Origin of the sequence: Pseudonocardia sp. ICBG1034, from assembly GCF_020131375.1 — a bacterium.
Taxonomy (GTDB): Bacteria; Actinomycetota; Actinomycetes; order Mycobacteriales; family Pseudonocardiaceae; genus Pseudonocardia; species Pseudonocardia alni.
Map to the genome: position 1 here is coordinate 15,565 of NZ_JAHLEK010000023.1, position 14,219 is coordinate 29,783.

Here is a 14,219-nt window from a genome sequence, read left to right on the forward strand (position 1 = left end):
TCGGGCGGGTCAGCCGGCGAGGGCCGGTGCGGCGGCGGGGTCGTCGCGGAACTCCTGGGCCGCGTCGAGCAGCCAGTCGGCGAGGTGGCCGGCGAACGAGCTGCGGACGTGCACGTCGAGGACCGCTCCCCCGTCGGCGTCGGCGGCGGCGTCACGGGCCAGCAGGATCACCCCGGCCCCGCCGAGCAGCGTCTGGGCGCTGCGTCCGGCCGGGAACGAACGCGGGTGCAGGTCCAGCGAGCAGCCGAAGGACAGCAGCTCGCGGGCCAGGCGCCCACCGATCCGCAGCACGACCCGCTGGGCGGAGGTGTCGACGGCGGCGCCGCCCGCCTCCCCGGCGACGAGCGCGCGCAGCGCCGCCTCGGAGACCGCGGCGTTCCCGGAGCGGCTGGTGACCAACCACTCGTCGGGGCCGAGCCAGACGACCTCGCCGTCACCCGCGGCGACCCAGGTGTTCGCACCTGTCGGCAGCGCGGTGCCGAGCGCGGCGTCGACACCGGCACGGGCCGGGCCGGCCGGGTCGAGCCGCAGGGTCACCGACTGCGCGGTCGGCAGGACCTCGACCGAGAGGCCGCCGCCGGTGTCCCGGGCGAGCCCGGTCAGTGCCGTGGCATAGGCGTCGAGCGGGTGCGTGGTGGCGAGCTCAGCCGTCACGGCGGGCTCCTTCCGGGTCGACGAGGACGGGTCCGGTGACCTCGACCGGGACCAGCGCCCCCTGGTGCGGGACGTGCACGACGTCGCCGATGCGGTCGCGGCCGCCCTTGAGCAGGGCCAGGGCGAACGGCCGCTCCAGCTCCGCGGACAGGTAGCTGGAGGTGACGTGGCCGAGCATCGGGACCGGCGGCGGGGGCAGGGTGCCGTCGGGCGAGAACTCGACGATCTGCGCCCCCTCGGGCAGCCGGGTGCCGCGGTCGGTGGGGAGCAGCCCGACCAGGTGCTTGCGCATCGGGTCGGTGTTGGAGGCGCGGGCGAAGGAGCGCTTGCCGACGAAGTCGACCTTCTTCTTCGAGACCGCCCAGCTCATCCCCAGGTCGTGCGGGGAGACCGTGCCGTCGGTGTCCTGCCCGATGATCGGGTAGCCCTTCTCGGCGCGGAGCACGTGCATCGTCTCGGTGCCGTAGGGGGTGATGCCGTACGGCCGGCCGGCGGCGACCAGCCGCTCCCAGACGGCCAGGCCGTACCGGGCGTCGACGTTGACCTCGAAGGCCAGCTCCCCGGAGAAGGAGATCCGGGCCAGCCGGACCGGCACCCCGTCGAGCTCGGTGTCGCGCCAGCTCATGAACTCGAACGCCTCGGCGGAGGCGTCGACGTCGCTGAAGACCGCCGAGATCACCTCACGCGAGCGGGGCCCGACGACCGGGAACACGGCCCAGTGCTCGGTGACCGAGGTCAGGTTCACCTTCAGGTGCCCCACCTCGGTCTGGCGCCAGTCCTCGAGGTGGTCGAGCACCGAGGCCGCGCCGCCGGTGGTCGTGGTGAGCAGGAACCGGTCCTCGGCGATGCGCAGCACGGTGCCGTCGTCGGTGACCATGCCGTCGTTGCCGCACATGACGCCGTAGCGGACGCGGCCGACCTTCAGGCTGCTCATCAGGTTCGTGTAGACGAGGTCGAGGAACTCCCCCGCGTCCGGGCCCTGTACGTCGATCTTGCCGAGCGTGGAGCCGTCCATGATCGCGACGTCGCGGCGGGCCGCGGCGCACTCGCGCAGCACGGCGGCGTCCATGTCCTCGCCGGCCTGCGGGAAGTGGCGGGGCCGCTTCCACTGGCCGACGTCGGTGAACACCGCGCCGTGCGCGACGTGCCACGGGTGCACCGCGGTGGTGCGGACCGGGTCGAACAGCTGCCCGCGCTCGCGGCCGGCGAGCGCGGCGAACGAGACCGGGGTGTAGGGCGGGCGGAACGTGGTGGTCCCGAGGTCGCCCGCCGGGCGGCCCAGCAGCTCGGCGGTGATCCCCGAGGCGATGGTGCCGGAGGTCTTGCCCTGGTCGTGTGCGGTGCCGATGGTGGTGTAGCGCTTCACGTGCTCCACCGAGCGCAGCCCCGCGCCGACGGCCCGCTCGATGTCGGCGACGGTCGCGTCCCGCGCGATGTCGACGAACTGGCGCGAGGAGTCCCCCGCGGTGCGCCACAGCACCAGGCCGGGCGTGCGCGCCGGCTCCGGGGCGGAGCTCGGGGCGTCGCCGCCCGCGCCCTCGGACAGGCAGCCCGCCAGGTCGAGTGTGCCGTTCGCGGCGCCGATGACCTCGGTACCCGCGATCGCGGCACCGGGGCGGAACGCGCCCAGGCCGGCGTCGAAGACGAGCTGTCCGCGCACGTGGCTGAACAGGTGCGCGGTGGGCGTCCAGCCACCGGAGACCAGCAGCAGGTCGCACGCCAGCACCTCGGTGCCGTCGCCGGTCGCGACGTGCGCGGCGGACACCCGGCCCGCGGCGTCGCCGTCGGAGCCGACGACGGTGGCGTCCGCCTGCACGGTCACCCCGGCCTCGGTGCAGGCGCGGGCCCGCTCGGCGGGCAGCTCGGCGCGGGCGTCGACGAGGGTGACGCGTGCCCCGGCCCCGGCCAGGTCGGCGGCGGCGAGGTAGGCGGCGTCGTCGGTGGTGAACACGACGACCTCGCGGCCGGCGAGCACGCCGTAGCGGTGCAGGTACTCCCGCGCCGCGGAGGCGGGCATGACGCCCGGCCGGTCGTTGTCGGCGAACACCACGGGGCGCTCGATCGCGCCGGCCGCGACGACGACCTTCCCGGCGCGGATGCGGTGCACCCGCTGGCGGGACCGGTGCTGCGGGGCGGCGGCGCCGAGGTGGTCGGTGCGCCGCTCCAGGGCGAGGACGAACCCGTCGTCGTAGTGGCCGAAGGCGGTGGTGCGCTGCAGGTGCAGCACCTCGGGGTTCTCCGCGAGCTCGGCGACGACGTCGGCGACCCAGCGGTGCGCGGCGCGCCCGTCGATCCGGTCGGTCGGGACGAGCGCGCCACCGGCCTCGGGACGGTCGTCGACGAGCACCACGCGGTCGCCGCGGCGGGCCGCGGTGCGCGCGGCGAGCAGCCCGGCCGGGCCGGCGCCGATCACCAGGGTGTCGCAGTGGGCGTGGCGACGGTCGTACCGCGCGGTGTCGGGGACCGTCGCGAGCCGACCCTGCCCGTTCAGGCCGCGGGCGACCAGGCCGTCGTGGAGCTCGACGGTGGCGGCCTGCAGCATCGGCTCCGGGAACGGCTCCTCGATCTGCACGAGGCCGACCGGGTCCTCGGTCCAGGCGCCGCCGATACCGCGCGGGCGGCCGAGCTTGACCGACCCGCCGAGCACGCGCACGCCGTGTGCGAGCAGCGCCGAGGCCAGGGTGTCGCCCGGGTGCCCGGAGTAGTGCTCGCCGTCGAAGACGAAGTTCAGGGTGCGGGTCCGGTCGATGCGACCGTAACCGTCGACGCGGGTCATGCTCGGGCCCCCGGGATCTGCGGCCGGGCCTCGCCCATCGGGTAGACGGCGAGGAACCGGTAGGTGTGGGTGTCACGGACGGCGTTGAACCAGCGGCGGCAGCCGGCGGAGTGGCTCCAGCGCTCGGGATGAGGGCCCTTCGGGTTGTCCCGGAAGAACACGTAGTGCGCCCACTGCTCGTCGTCGAGCTCGGCCGGCGCGGCCGGGTACTCGACGTGGGCCTGGCCGCCGTAGTGGAACTCGACCTCCTCGCGGGGGCCGCACCAGGGGCAGTCGATGAGTTGCACGTCAGGCTCCTGGGGTGTCAGTGGGCGACGCCGGCGGCGCCGTGCTCGTCGACGAGCGCGCCGGTGACGAACCGGTCGAGGGAGAACGGGGCGATGTGCGGGTGCAGCTCGCCGGTGGCGATGGTGTGGGCCAGGCACCAGCCCAGACCGGGCGTCACCTTGAAGCCGCCGGTCCCCCACCCGGAGTTGACCAGCACGTTGGAGTACGGCGTGCGCCCGACGATCGGCGACGCGTCCGGGGTGACGTCGACGATGCCCGCCCAGCTGCGCAGCAGGTGCGCCCGCGCGAACACCGGGAACAGCTCGACCGCGGCGGCCATCTGGCGCTCGATGATGTGGAAGGCGCCGCGCTGGCCGTACCCGTTGTAGGAGTCGACGCCGGCGCCCATCACGAGCTCGCCCTTGTGCGCCTGGGAGACGTAGACGTGCACCGCGTTCGACATGACGATCGTCGGGTGCACCGGCTCCAGCAGCTCGGAGACGAGCGCCTGCAGCGGGTGCGACTGCAGCGGGGTGTCCACCCCGAGCCGGTCGAGCAGGGTGGAGGTGTGCCCGGCCGCGCAGAGTGCGACCTGCCCGCAGGCGATGTCGCCCCGGCTGGTGCGGATCCCGGTGACCCGCGCGGAGCCGTCGTCCACCGAGCCCTCGGTGAGGAAGTCCAGCACCTCGCAGTCCTGGATCAGGTCGACCCCGGCGGCGTCGGCGCGGCGGGCGAAGCCCCAGGCCACGTAGTCGTGCTTGGCGATGCCGGCACGGGGCTGGTAGGTCGCCCCCAGCACCGGGTAGCGGATGTCGTGCGAGACGTTGACGATCGGGCAGATCTTCGCGACGTCGTCGGGGCCGAGGTACTCGGCGTCGATCCCGTTGAGCCGGTTCGCCTCCACCCGGCGGACCGAGTCGCGCACGTCCTGCTCGGTGTGGGCCAGGTTCAGCACGCCGCGCTGGGAGAACAGGATCGGGTAGCCGAGGTCCTCCTCCAGCCCCTCCCAGAGCTTCAGCGCGTGCTCGTAGATGAAGGCCGACTCGTCCCACAGGTAGTTGGAGCGGATCAGGGTGGTGTTGCGGGCCATGTTGCCGCCGGCGAGCCACCCCTTCTCCAGGACCGCGACGTTGGTGATCCCGTGGTTCTTGACCAGGTAGTGGGCGGTGGCCAGACCGTGCCCGCCGCCGCCGACGACGACCACGTCGTAGGAGCGCTTCGGCTCGGGGTTGCGCCACAGGGCGTCGGGGTGCTCGGGCAGGTGCGCCCCGGGAGGTGTGTTCTGGGTGCTCATGCCGTCAGCTCCGGGTAGAGGGGGTGGCGGTCGGCGAGGACGGTGACGCGGGCGGCCAGCTCGTCGAGCTCGGCGTCGCCCGCGGCGGGGCGCAGGGCGCGGGCGATGATGTCGGCGACCTCGGTGAAGTCCTCGGCACCGAAGCCGCGGGCGGCGAGCGCGGGCGTGCCGATCCGGACCCCGGAGCTCACCATCGGCGGGCGCGGGTCGAACGGGACGGCGTTGCGGTTGACGGTGATGCCGACCCGGTGCAGCCGGTCCTCGGCCTGCTTGCCGTCGAGCTCGGAGTCGCGCAGGTCGACCAGGACCAGGTGGACGTCGGTGCCGCCGGAGACCACGCCGACGCCGGGCTCGGCCACCAGCCGCTCGGCGACGATCCGGGCGCCCTCCAGCGTGCGCTGCTGCCGCTCGGCGAACGCGGGCTCGCCGGCGAGCTTGAACGCGACGGCCTTGGCCGCGATCACGTGCTCGAGCGGGCCGCCCTGCTGGCCGGGGAAGACCTGCGAGTTGAGCTTCTTGGCGTGCTCGGCACGGGCCAGGATGATGCCGCCGCGCGGGCCGCCGAGCGTCTTGTGGGTGGTGCTGGTGACGATGTCGGCGTGCGGCACCGGCGACGGGTGCAGCCCGGTCGCGACGAGCCCCGCGAAGTGCGCCATGTCGACCATCAGGTAGGCGCCGACGGCGTCGGCGATCCGCCGGAACTCGGCGAAGTCGAGCTGCCGCGGGTAGGCCGACCAGCCGGCGATGATCAGCTTGGGCCGGCGCTCCCGGGCCAGGCGCTCCACCTCGGCCATGTCGACGCGGTGGTCCTCGGCGGAGACGTGGTAGGCGGCGACGTCGTAGAGGCGGCCGGAGAAGTTGAGCCGCATCCCGTGGGTGAGGTGCCCGCCGTGGGCCAGGTCCAGGCCCAGGATGGTGTCGCCGGGGTTCAGCAGCGCGGCCATCGCGGCGGCGTTGGCCTGGGCGCCGGAGTGCGGCTGGACGTTGGCGTAGTCGGCGCCGAACAGCGCCTTCACGCGGTCGATGGCGAGCTGCTCGATGACGTCGACGTGCTCGCAGCCGCCGTAGTAGCGGCGGCCGGGGTAGCCCTCGGCGTACTTGTTGGTGAGGACCGAGCCCTGTGCCTGCATGACGGCCAGCGGGGCGAAGTTCTCGCTGGCGATCATCTCCAGGGTGCCGCGCTGGCGACCCAGCTCGGCGGCGACGGCCGCGTGCACCTCCGGGTCGGTCTCGGCGAGCGTCCCGTCGAGGACCCGCGTCGCACCGTTCGACGGACCCCGATCCACGGCGAACGTCGTCATGGGCACCTCCAGATATCTTCCCCAGCAGATTGATATATCAACTGTCTGCGCTCAGCGTCGCACGGCACTCCCGGCAGGTCAAGAGGCTGGTCGAGGTGCGTGCGGGCGGGTCCGGACACGCCTGCGGCGCAGGTCCACGTGAGGATCTGCGCCGCAGGTGACGTACCGGGTCAGGCGAGCCGTTTCGCCAGCTCCCGCCGCATCCGCCCGAAGGGCCGGGGACGGTCGACGCCGAGCACGCCGACGGCCTCCCCCGCGGCGTCGAGGAACACGGCGAGGAACCCGCCGTCGGCCTCGGGGTCCCCGTCGTCGATCCGGACCGAACCGTCCGCGGTCCGGTGCCCGGCGAACTGGATGTTGTGCCCGTACTGGTCGGACCAGAAGTAGGGCACTGCGTGGTGGACCGGCAGCGAGTGCTCGGCTCCGAGCAGCGCCGCGGCCGCGACCGCCGGTTGCTGCAGCGCGTTGGTCCAGTGCTCCAGGCGCAGCCGGGAGCCGGTGTAGTCGCGGTGGCTGCTGGCACAGTCCCCCACCGCCACGATCCCGGGCAGGCCGGTGCGGCCCGCGGCGTCGGTGACGACACCGTCGTCGAGCTCCAGGCCGGAGCCGTCGAGCCACTCGACGTTCGGGATCGCGCCGATCCCCACCACGACCACGTCGGCGGGCAGCTCACGGCCGTCGGTGAGCTCGACCCCGGTGACCCGGGGCGAGCCGACGAGCCGGGCCACGCCCGTGCCGAGGTGCAGCGGCACCCCGGCGGCGACGTGCAGACGGCCGCAGGCGGTGCCCATCTCGGGCCCGAGGGCCCGCTGCAGCGGCACCGGGGCCGCCTCGACGATCGTGACGTCCAGACCGAGGCCGTGGGCGGTCGAGGCGACCTCGGCCCCGACGAACCCGGCGCCGACCACCACCAGCCGCCGGCCCGGGACGAGGTCGGCGCGCAGGGCGCGGGCGTCGTCCAGGGTGCGCAGGGTGTGCACCCCGCCGGGCAGCTCGCCCGGCAGGTTCCGGGCGCGGGCGCCCGTGGCGAGGACGACGGCGTCGGCCGAGAGCGTCGAGCCGTCGTCGAGGGTGACGGTCCGGGCCGGACCGTCGAGGGCGAGTGCGGTGCGACCGAGGCGCCAGTCGACGTCGAGGGCGGCGTCGTCGTCCTCGGTCAGGGCGATGGCGTCCTCGTCGGAGGTCCCGGCGAGGAACTCCTTGGACAGTGGAGGGCGGTCGTACGGGGCGTGCTTCTCGTCGCCGACGACCGTGATCGTCCCGGTGAAGCCCTGGACGCGCAGGGCACGCGCCGCGGCGAGACCTGCGAGCGAGGCGCCGACGACCGTGACGTCGCGCATCAGGTGCCGGCCCGTACGCCCGGGCGGACGCCGGTCGCGGCGCCGGAGGCGGGGACCGACTCGACGACGTGGACCACACCGTCGGCGATCACCACCTGGTGCGTGCGGACGGGTGTCTTCGCGGGCGGGCCGCTCGGCATCCCGGTCCGCAGGTCGAAGCAGGCCGCATGCAGCGGGCACTCCACGGCGCAGTCCTCGAGCCACCCGTCGGACAGTGAGGCGTCCTGGTGGGTACAGGTGTCGTCGATGGCGTAGAGATCGCCGTCGACGTTGAAGACGGCGATCGGCACCGTCCCCTGAACACGAACGGACTCCCCGACGGGGATGTCGGACAGCTCGCCCACGAAGATCATGGTTCCTCCACTGTTGCCTATCGCGAAACTCGCCATGCCATGCGCAACCGAATGGTGAGGCCGCAGGTGGCAGCCGTCAACGAGCAATTTCTCGGTGGCCCCGAAGAGTCCGATCGTGTGACGACGTGGAAATGTGAGCGGCTGTCCCCCGTGACCGAATGGCCCGTGGACCGGCACCGGCACAGTCCGGGCCGTCCGTCGACGAAAGATATATCACTCGTGGACACGTGACACCATGGCCGCGAGAATGATGGTGTGGCGATACTGCGTCGGCACGGCTGCCGCGGCGCGGCCGATCGATCCGAGGAGACCTCATGACCGACGGACCGCGCAGGCCCCGACGCCGCGGGCCGGTCGCGGTCGAGGAGGAGCGCACGGTCCGGCGGGCGGCCGCGGCGGCCTCGGTCGGCAACGTCGCCGAGTGGTACGACTTCGGCCTCTTCTCCTTCCTCTCCGCGGTGGTGCTCAACCGGGTCTTCTTCCCGGAGGCCGGCGAGTGGTCGCTGGTGCTGACACTGGCGACGTTCGCGGCGGCGTTCGTCGTCCGGCCGCTCGGCGGGTTCGTGTTCGGGCCGCTCGGGGACCGCATCGGCCGCACCCGGGTGCTCGCCTTCACCGTCCTGCTGATGACCGTCGCGACGCTCGCGCTGGGCTTCGTGCCCTCCTACGAGACGGCCGGGATCGCCGCACCGCTGCTGGTCCTGCTGATCCGGATGCTGCAGGGCTTCTCCGCGGGCGGGGAGTACACCGGCGCACTGACCCTGGTCGCGGAGTACGCGCCCGACCGACGTCGCGGCTTCTTCGGCAGCTGGCTGGAGTTCGGCACGATCACCGGCTACACCCTCGGCGCCGGTGTCTGCGGCGCGCTCGTCGCGGTGCTGCCCGAGGAGGACCTGCTCGCCTGGGGCTGGCGGATCCCGTTCCTGCTCGCCCTCCCCCTGGGGATAGCCGGCATCTATCTGCGGATGCGCCTGGAGGACACCCCGGCGTTCCGGCAGCTGATGGAGCGCTCCCCCGCGCTCGCGACGATGCCCTACCGGCGGGCGATGCAGATCCTGGTCCGCCGCTACCGGGCACCGGCCCTCGTGACCGCGGCGCTGGTGGTGGCCTGGAACGTCACCAACTACGTGCTGACCAACTACATGCCCACCTACCTGACCGGGACGCTCCCCCGGCACGGCCAGCACGGCGCCTCCGGGGCCGCCACCGGCGCCATGCTCGTCGCGGTCATGCTGGGCATGCTCTGCGTGATCACCGCGGTGGGCAGGCTCAGCGACCGGGTCGGCCGCAAGCCGGTCCTGATGGTCACGAGCCTGACCCTGGTGGGGGTCGGGCTGCCCGCGGTCTGGCTGATGCGCGACGGCATGATCGGCCAGTTCGTGGGCCTGCTGCTGATGGCCACGGTGCTGGTCGGCTTCGCAGCGGTGCTGCCGTCGACACTCCCCGCGCAGTTCCCGACGATGGTCCGCTACGGCGGCCTGGGCGTGGTGTTCAACCTGTCGGTGTCGCTGTTCGCGGGCACCGCGCCGACGCTGATCGAGACCGCCGTGACCGCCACCGGCAACCTCGACTGGCCGGGGTACGTCCTCGTCGCCGCCGGCCTCGTCGGTGTGGTCGGCGTGGTGTTCCTGCCCGAGACCGCGGGCCGCCCGCTGGCCGGGGCCGCCCCGCTGACCTCCAGCGCGGACCTGCCCGCGCCGCCGATGTCGCCCGAGGGCGTGCCGCTCGAGCAGCCCTACGACCACACGCACTGACCCGCCGCGGATCGACCGCCGCACCCCTCTTGGCATGATTGATATATCAGTCTAACATCGGCGACATGACCAGAGCCCGGCGTGGATCGGAGCGGCCGTGAGCATCTCCGTGTTCGACATGTTCACGGTCGGGATCGGACCCTCGAGCTCGCACACCGTGGGCCCGATGCGGGCCGCGGCCCGGTTCGTCGCGCGGCTCGCCGCGTCGGGCGAGCTGCCCCGCACCGCGTCCGTGCGGGTCGAGCTGTTCGGCTCCCTCGGCGCGACGGGGCACGGCCACGGGAGCGTGAAGGCCGTCGTGCTCGGGCTCGCCGGGCACGAGCCGCACCTCGTCGACCCGGTCGCGGCCGACCCGATGGTCCACGACGTCCGCGCGGAGGGGCGGATCCGCCTCGGCGGGATCCGCGAGATCACCTTCGCCCCCGACGACGACGTGGTCCTGCACCGCAACCGCCGGCTCGACTTCCACTCCAACGGCATGCTGCTGCAGGCCTTCGACGCCGACGGCGCCGTCCTGGACAAGCGCGAGTACTACTCGGTGGGCGGCGGCTTCGTGCTCGACTCCGACGAGGCGGGCCGCCCCGTCCTGGTGGAGGACGCGACCCCGGTCGCCCACCCCTTCACCACCGGCGACGAGCTGCTCGGGCTCACCCGCGCCCACGGGCTGTCGATCTCCGACATCATGCTGGCCAACGAGCTGTCCCGGCGCACCGAGGACGTGGTGCGCAGCGAGCTGCTGCACATCTGGTCGGTGATGCGGGAGTGCGTCGAGCGCGGCGCCCGCACCGGCGGCACGCTGCCCGGCGGGCTGAAGGTCCGGCGCCGGGCGATGGCGCTGCGCGAGCGGCTGGAGGCCGCGACCGGCGAGCCGGACGCGCTGCACGCGATGGAGTGGGTGACGCTCTACGCCCTCGCCGTCAACGAGGAGAACGCGGCGGGCGGGCGCGTCGTCACCGCCCCCACCAACGGCGCCGCCGGGATCGTCCCGGCCGTGCTGCACTACGCCGAGCGCTTCCTGCCCGGCTTCGACGACGACTCCGTCGTCCGGTTCCTGCTCACCGCGGGCGCGGTCGGGCTGCTGTTCAAGGAGAACGCCTCGATCTCGGGCGCCGAGGTCGGCTGCCAGGGCGAGGTCGGGTCGGCCTGCGCGATGGCGGCCGCCGGGCTCGCCGAGATCATGGGCGCCACCCCGGAGCAGGTCGAGAACGCCGCCGAGATCGGCATCGAGCACAATCTCGGGCTGACCTGCGACCCGGTCGGCGGGCTCGTGCAGATCCCGTGCATCGAGCGCAACGCGGTCGCCTCGATCAAGGCCATCACCGCGGCGCGGATGTCGGCGCACGGCGACGGGGTGCACCACGTCTCGCTGGACAAGGCCATCAAGACGATGCGGGAGACGGGCGCGGACATGAAGGACAAGTACAAGGAGACCGCCCGCGGTGGTCTCGCGCTGAACATCGTCGAGTGCTGAGCCGTGTTCTCCGGACAGGACGAGCTGGAGCGGTTGCTGCTGTCGCGCCCGGCCACCGGGCGCCGCGACGGCGCCGCACCCGACGCGCCCCGTGAGCGCACCCGCGAGGTGCTGGCCGGGCTGGGTGACCCGCAGGAGGCCGTGCGGACCGTGCACGTCGCGGGGACGGCGGGCAAGGGGTCGGTGTGCGCGTTCGTCGCGTCGCTGCTGACCCGGCACGGGTTCCGGGTCGGCGTGCAGGCCTCGCCGCACGTCTACGGCATCCGCGAGCGGTTCCGCATCGGTGACCTCCCGGTCCGCGCGGACGTGCTCGACGACCGGCTCGCCGCCGTCGCGCGTTCGGTGGCCGCGGTCGAGGCGCGCCGGGGAGAGCGCTGCTCGTTCTTCGAGGTCGTGACCGCACTCGGGTTCGCCGCCGTCGCCGGACGGGCCGACTACGCCGTCGTCGAGACCGGCATCGGGGGCAGGCTGGACCCGACGAACGTCGTCGCCCGCCCGGACAAGCTGGCCGTGCTCACCGCGATCGGCCTGGACCACGTCGACATGCTCGGCAGCACGCTCGGCGAGATCGCGACGCAGAAGGCCGGGATCCTGCCGGTCGGCGGCCGCGCGGTGCTGGCCCGTGGCGGCCCCGGGAGCGACGCCGCGGTGGCTCGGGAGGCGGTACGCCGCGACACCCTGGTCGACGTCGTGGACGTCGCCGCCGCGGCCGCGCTGGCCCGGACCGGTCCGGCGGGCACCACGGTGGACCTGGCCGGGTGGTCGGACGTGCCGCTGGGCCTGCACGGCAGGCACCAGGCCGGGAACGCGGTGCTGGCGCTGCATGCGGTGTCGGTGCTCGCCCGGCGCGACGGCTGGCGGCTCGACCCGCTCGCCGTCCGTCAGGGGCTGGCGCTGACCTCGCTGCCGGGGCGGTTCGAGCGGCGGACCGTCGCGGGCACCCCGGTGGTCCTCGACGGCGCGCACGACGCACTGAAGCTGTCCGCGCTGGCCACCACGGTGGCCGAGACCCACCCGGGACGCCCGGTGACCTGGGTGCTGGCGCTGGCCCGGGACAAGGACCTGGGCGAGGCCGTCCGGGCGGTCGCCGGGGCCGGGGCGCGGGTCGTCGCGACCGGGCTGCCGGGCGGGCAGCACGCGTCGCGGCACTGGAGCCCCTCCGAGATCGCCGCGGCCGCGGGGGCGGCCGGGGTGCCGGCCGTCGCCGTCGCGGACCCGGCCGACGCCGTCGACCACGCCCTGACGACCGGCGGGGGCGACCCCGTCGTGGTGACCGGGTCGTTCCGGCTGCCCGGCGCGGTCGCGTCGCGGCTGGACCGCCCGGCCGTTCCCGAGGGACAGCCCGCATGACGATCACCGAGGACGTGTTCGTGGACTTCGACAGCCCGCGGTCGCTGGCCGACCGGGCCTACGTGGCCATCCGGGACCAGCTGATCATGCTGGAGATCCCGCCGCTGGCCCCGATCGACGACGAGGCGCTGTCGACCCGGCTCGGCCTGGGCCGCACCCCGGTGCGCGAGGCGCTGAAGCGGCTGGAGACCGAGCGCCTGGTCGTGTCCTACCCGCGGCGGGGGACGTTCGCGACCGCCGTCGACATCTCCGACCTGCGCGACGTGTGCGAGGTCCGGACCGTGCTGGAACCGACCGCCGCGCGGCGGGCCGCCGTCGTCGCCCCGCGGTGGCGGCGTGACGAGCTGCGTGGGCTGGCCCTGCGGGTGGCGTCGCTGGAGGCGCCGCGGATGGGCCGGATCGAGCTCATGCGGTGGGACGTGACGGTGCACCGGTCGGTGTACCGGGCCGCCGGGAACCCGTACCTGGAGGACACGCTCACCCGCTACTACCACCTGGCCACACGGATCCACTGCCTGTTCCTGGACCGCATGGACCAGGTCGGCCACCACGTGCACGAGCACGCGGCGCTGCTGACCGCGATCGCCGACGGCGACGCCGACCGCGCCGAGGCCGTCAGCCGCGACCACGTCGTCGGCTTCGAGACCGCCGTCCGCGCGGTCCTCTGAATCGGGCCCTCCGCCGCCGAGATGCAGCTCAGCGGGGTGTGGAGGTCCACAACTCCCGCTGAGCGGCATCTCGGTGCACGTGCGGGGTCAGTCCCGGAAGCGGAACGGGGCGAGCTTCTCCGCGAGGAGGACCGGGTCGCCGTCCTCACCCGGGGCGTGGTGGAAGCCCTCGGCCTCGGCCAGGCCGATGAGCTCGCGGTCGTGGAACAGGCCGCAGACGTAGCGGACGGTGTCCTCGCCGATCTCGGTGACCGCGACGCGCATCTGGTAGATGCCCGGGTAGTGCACCTCGGAGAGGTACTGGACCGACAGCGTCGACGGGGAGAGCCCGTCGAGCGGGCCGCCCGCGGGGTAGCCCAGCACGTCGGAGTGCAGCTCGGCGAGGCCGTCGAGGTACCAGGAGGCCAGCGCGACGTTGTTCACGTGCCGGTTGGTGTCCAGGTCGGTGAAGCGGGTGCGGACGTCCCAGCGGAACGGGTAGTTCTCGCGCACGGCGCGGGCCTCGCCGCGCTCGGGACGGACCGGGGCGGGGGCCTCGATGCGCAGGGTGGTCAGCGCGCCGCGGACCTCGTCGGTCAGCGGGGTCGGGGCGTCGCCGTCGGTGTGCACCGAGGTCGACTCGCCGGTGGCGACGCACTCGTCGCCGGCGAAGACCGCGTACCGGTAGGAGAACGAGGTGGTGCCGATGTGGCTGACGCCGATGCCGATCCGGTAGGAGCCGGCGACCCGCAGCGGGGCCAGCACGTCGACCCGGATGGCGGCGAGCAGCAGCCGCACGCGGGACTGCAGGCGGGCGACCAGGTCGGCGCCGAAGGTGTCGCGCTCGACGGCGACGCGGGCGTCCTCGAACCAGCGCACCAGGGCGTCGCGGCCGATCCGGCGGCTCGGGTCGAGGTCGGCGTAGCGGGCCTCGTGCTCGATCAGCACCGGGAACATCCCCGGCTCGGGCACGGTCGGCGTCGTGATGGTTGCTGTCACCCCCCCATCGTGA

The 14,219-nt window shown here is 73.8% G+C and carries 12 protein-coding genes; 4 read left to right on the plus strand and 8 right to left on the minus strand.

Annotated features, from left to right (window positions below):
• Positions 1 to 9: 9 nt before the first annotated feature.
• The 7 genes from KPF22_RS24250 to KPF22_RS24280 all read right to left on the minus strand — a co-directional run bounded on the left by KPF22_RS24250 (position 10) and on the right by KPF22_RS24280 (position 7,985).
• On the minus strand, positions 10 to 654 hold the full coding sequence (locus KPF22_RS24250) for a sarcosine oxidase subunit gamma (protein ID WP_208825754.1): 645 nt from the start codon (positions 652 to 654) through the stop codon (positions 10 to 12).
• Complete coding sequence (locus tag KPF22_RS24255) at positions 644 to 3,430, minus strand: 2Fe-2S iron-sulfur cluster-binding protein (protein ID WP_224403379.1); 2,787 nt, start codon at positions 3,428 to 3,430, stop codon at positions 644 to 646. The genes KPF22_RS24250 and KPF22_RS24255 overlap by 11 nt, the downstream gene beginning before the upstream one ends.
• Positions 3,427 to 3,717: a sarcosine oxidase subunit delta gene (locus KPF22_RS24260; RefSeq protein WP_208825750.1), complete on the minus strand. Its 291-nt coding sequence runs from the start codon at positions 3,715 to 3,717 to the stop codon at positions 3,427 to 3,429. The genes KPF22_RS24255 and KPF22_RS24260 overlap by 4 nt, the downstream gene beginning before the upstream one ends.
• 17 nt (positions 3,718 to 3,734) lie before the next feature.
• Entirely contained in the window at positions 3,735 to 4,991 is a 1,257-nt protein-coding gene (locus KPF22_RS24265) for a sarcosine oxidase subunit beta family protein (RefSeq protein WP_208825748.1), read from the minus strand.
• Complete coding sequence (gene glyA / locus KPF22_RS24270; protein WP_208825746.1) at positions 4,988 to 6,292, minus strand: serine hydroxymethyltransferase; 1,305 nt, start codon at positions 6,290 to 6,292, stop codon at positions 4,988 to 4,990. Before glyA ends, KPF22_RS24265 begins: the two co-directional genes overlap by 4 nt.
• A 170-nt stretch (positions 6,293 to 6,462) precedes the next feature.
• On the minus strand, positions 6,463 to 7,632 hold the full coding sequence (locus tag KPF22_RS24275; RefSeq protein ID WP_208825744.1) for an NAD(P)/FAD-dependent oxidoreductase: 1,170 nt from the start codon (positions 7,630 to 7,632) through the stop codon (positions 6,463 to 6,465).
• On the minus strand, positions 7,632 to 7,985 hold the full coding sequence (locus KPF22_RS24280) for a bifunctional 3-phenylpropionate/cinnamic acid dioxygenase ferredoxin subunit (RefSeq protein ID WP_208825742.1): 354 nt from the start codon (positions 7,983 to 7,985) through the stop codon (positions 7,632 to 7,634). Before KPF22_RS24280 ends, KPF22_RS24275 begins: the two co-directional genes overlap by 1 nt.
• A gap of 314 nt (positions 7,986 to 8,299) precedes the next feature.
• Between KPF22_RS24280 and KPF22_RS24285 the strand changes: the two genes are divergently transcribed.
• From KPF22_RS24285 to KPF22_RS24300, 4 genes are all read left to right on the plus strand, one after another.
• Positions 8,300 to 9,739, plus strand: coding sequence for an MFS transporter (locus KPF22_RS24285; protein ID WP_208825740.1), 1,440 nt, complete (start codon positions 8,300 to 8,302; stop codon positions 9,737 to 9,739).
• A gap of 97 nt (positions 9,740 to 9,836) precedes the next feature.
• Entirely contained in the window at positions 9,837 to 11,210 is a 1,374-nt protein-coding gene (locus tag KPF22_RS24290; RefSeq protein WP_224403380.1) for an L-serine ammonia-lyase, read from the plus strand.
• Between the two features lie 3 nt (positions 11,211 to 11,213).
• On the plus strand, positions 11,214 to 12,560 hold the full coding sequence (locus tag KPF22_RS24295; protein WP_208825738.1) for a folylpolyglutamate synthase/dihydrofolate synthase family protein: 1,347 nt from the start codon (positions 11,214 to 11,216) through the stop codon (positions 12,558 to 12,560).
• Complete coding sequence (locus tag KPF22_RS24300) at positions 12,557 to 13,228, plus strand: GntR family transcriptional regulator (RefSeq protein WP_224403381.1); 672 nt, start codon at positions 12,557 to 12,559, stop codon at positions 13,226 to 13,228. Before KPF22_RS24295 ends, KPF22_RS24300 begins: the two co-directional genes overlap by 4 nt.
• A gap of 87 nt (positions 13,229 to 13,315) precedes the next feature.
• On the opposite strand, the gene KPF22_RS24305 is transcribed toward KPF22_RS24300, so the two are convergent.
• The gene (locus KPF22_RS24305; protein WP_208825734.1) at positions 13,316 to 14,206 is read right to left on the minus strand and encodes a thioesterase family protein; all 891 of its coding nucleotides are present in this window, start codon (positions 14,204 to 14,206) and stop codon (positions 13,316 to 13,318) included.
• Positions 14,207 to 14,219: the final 13 nt, after the last annotated feature.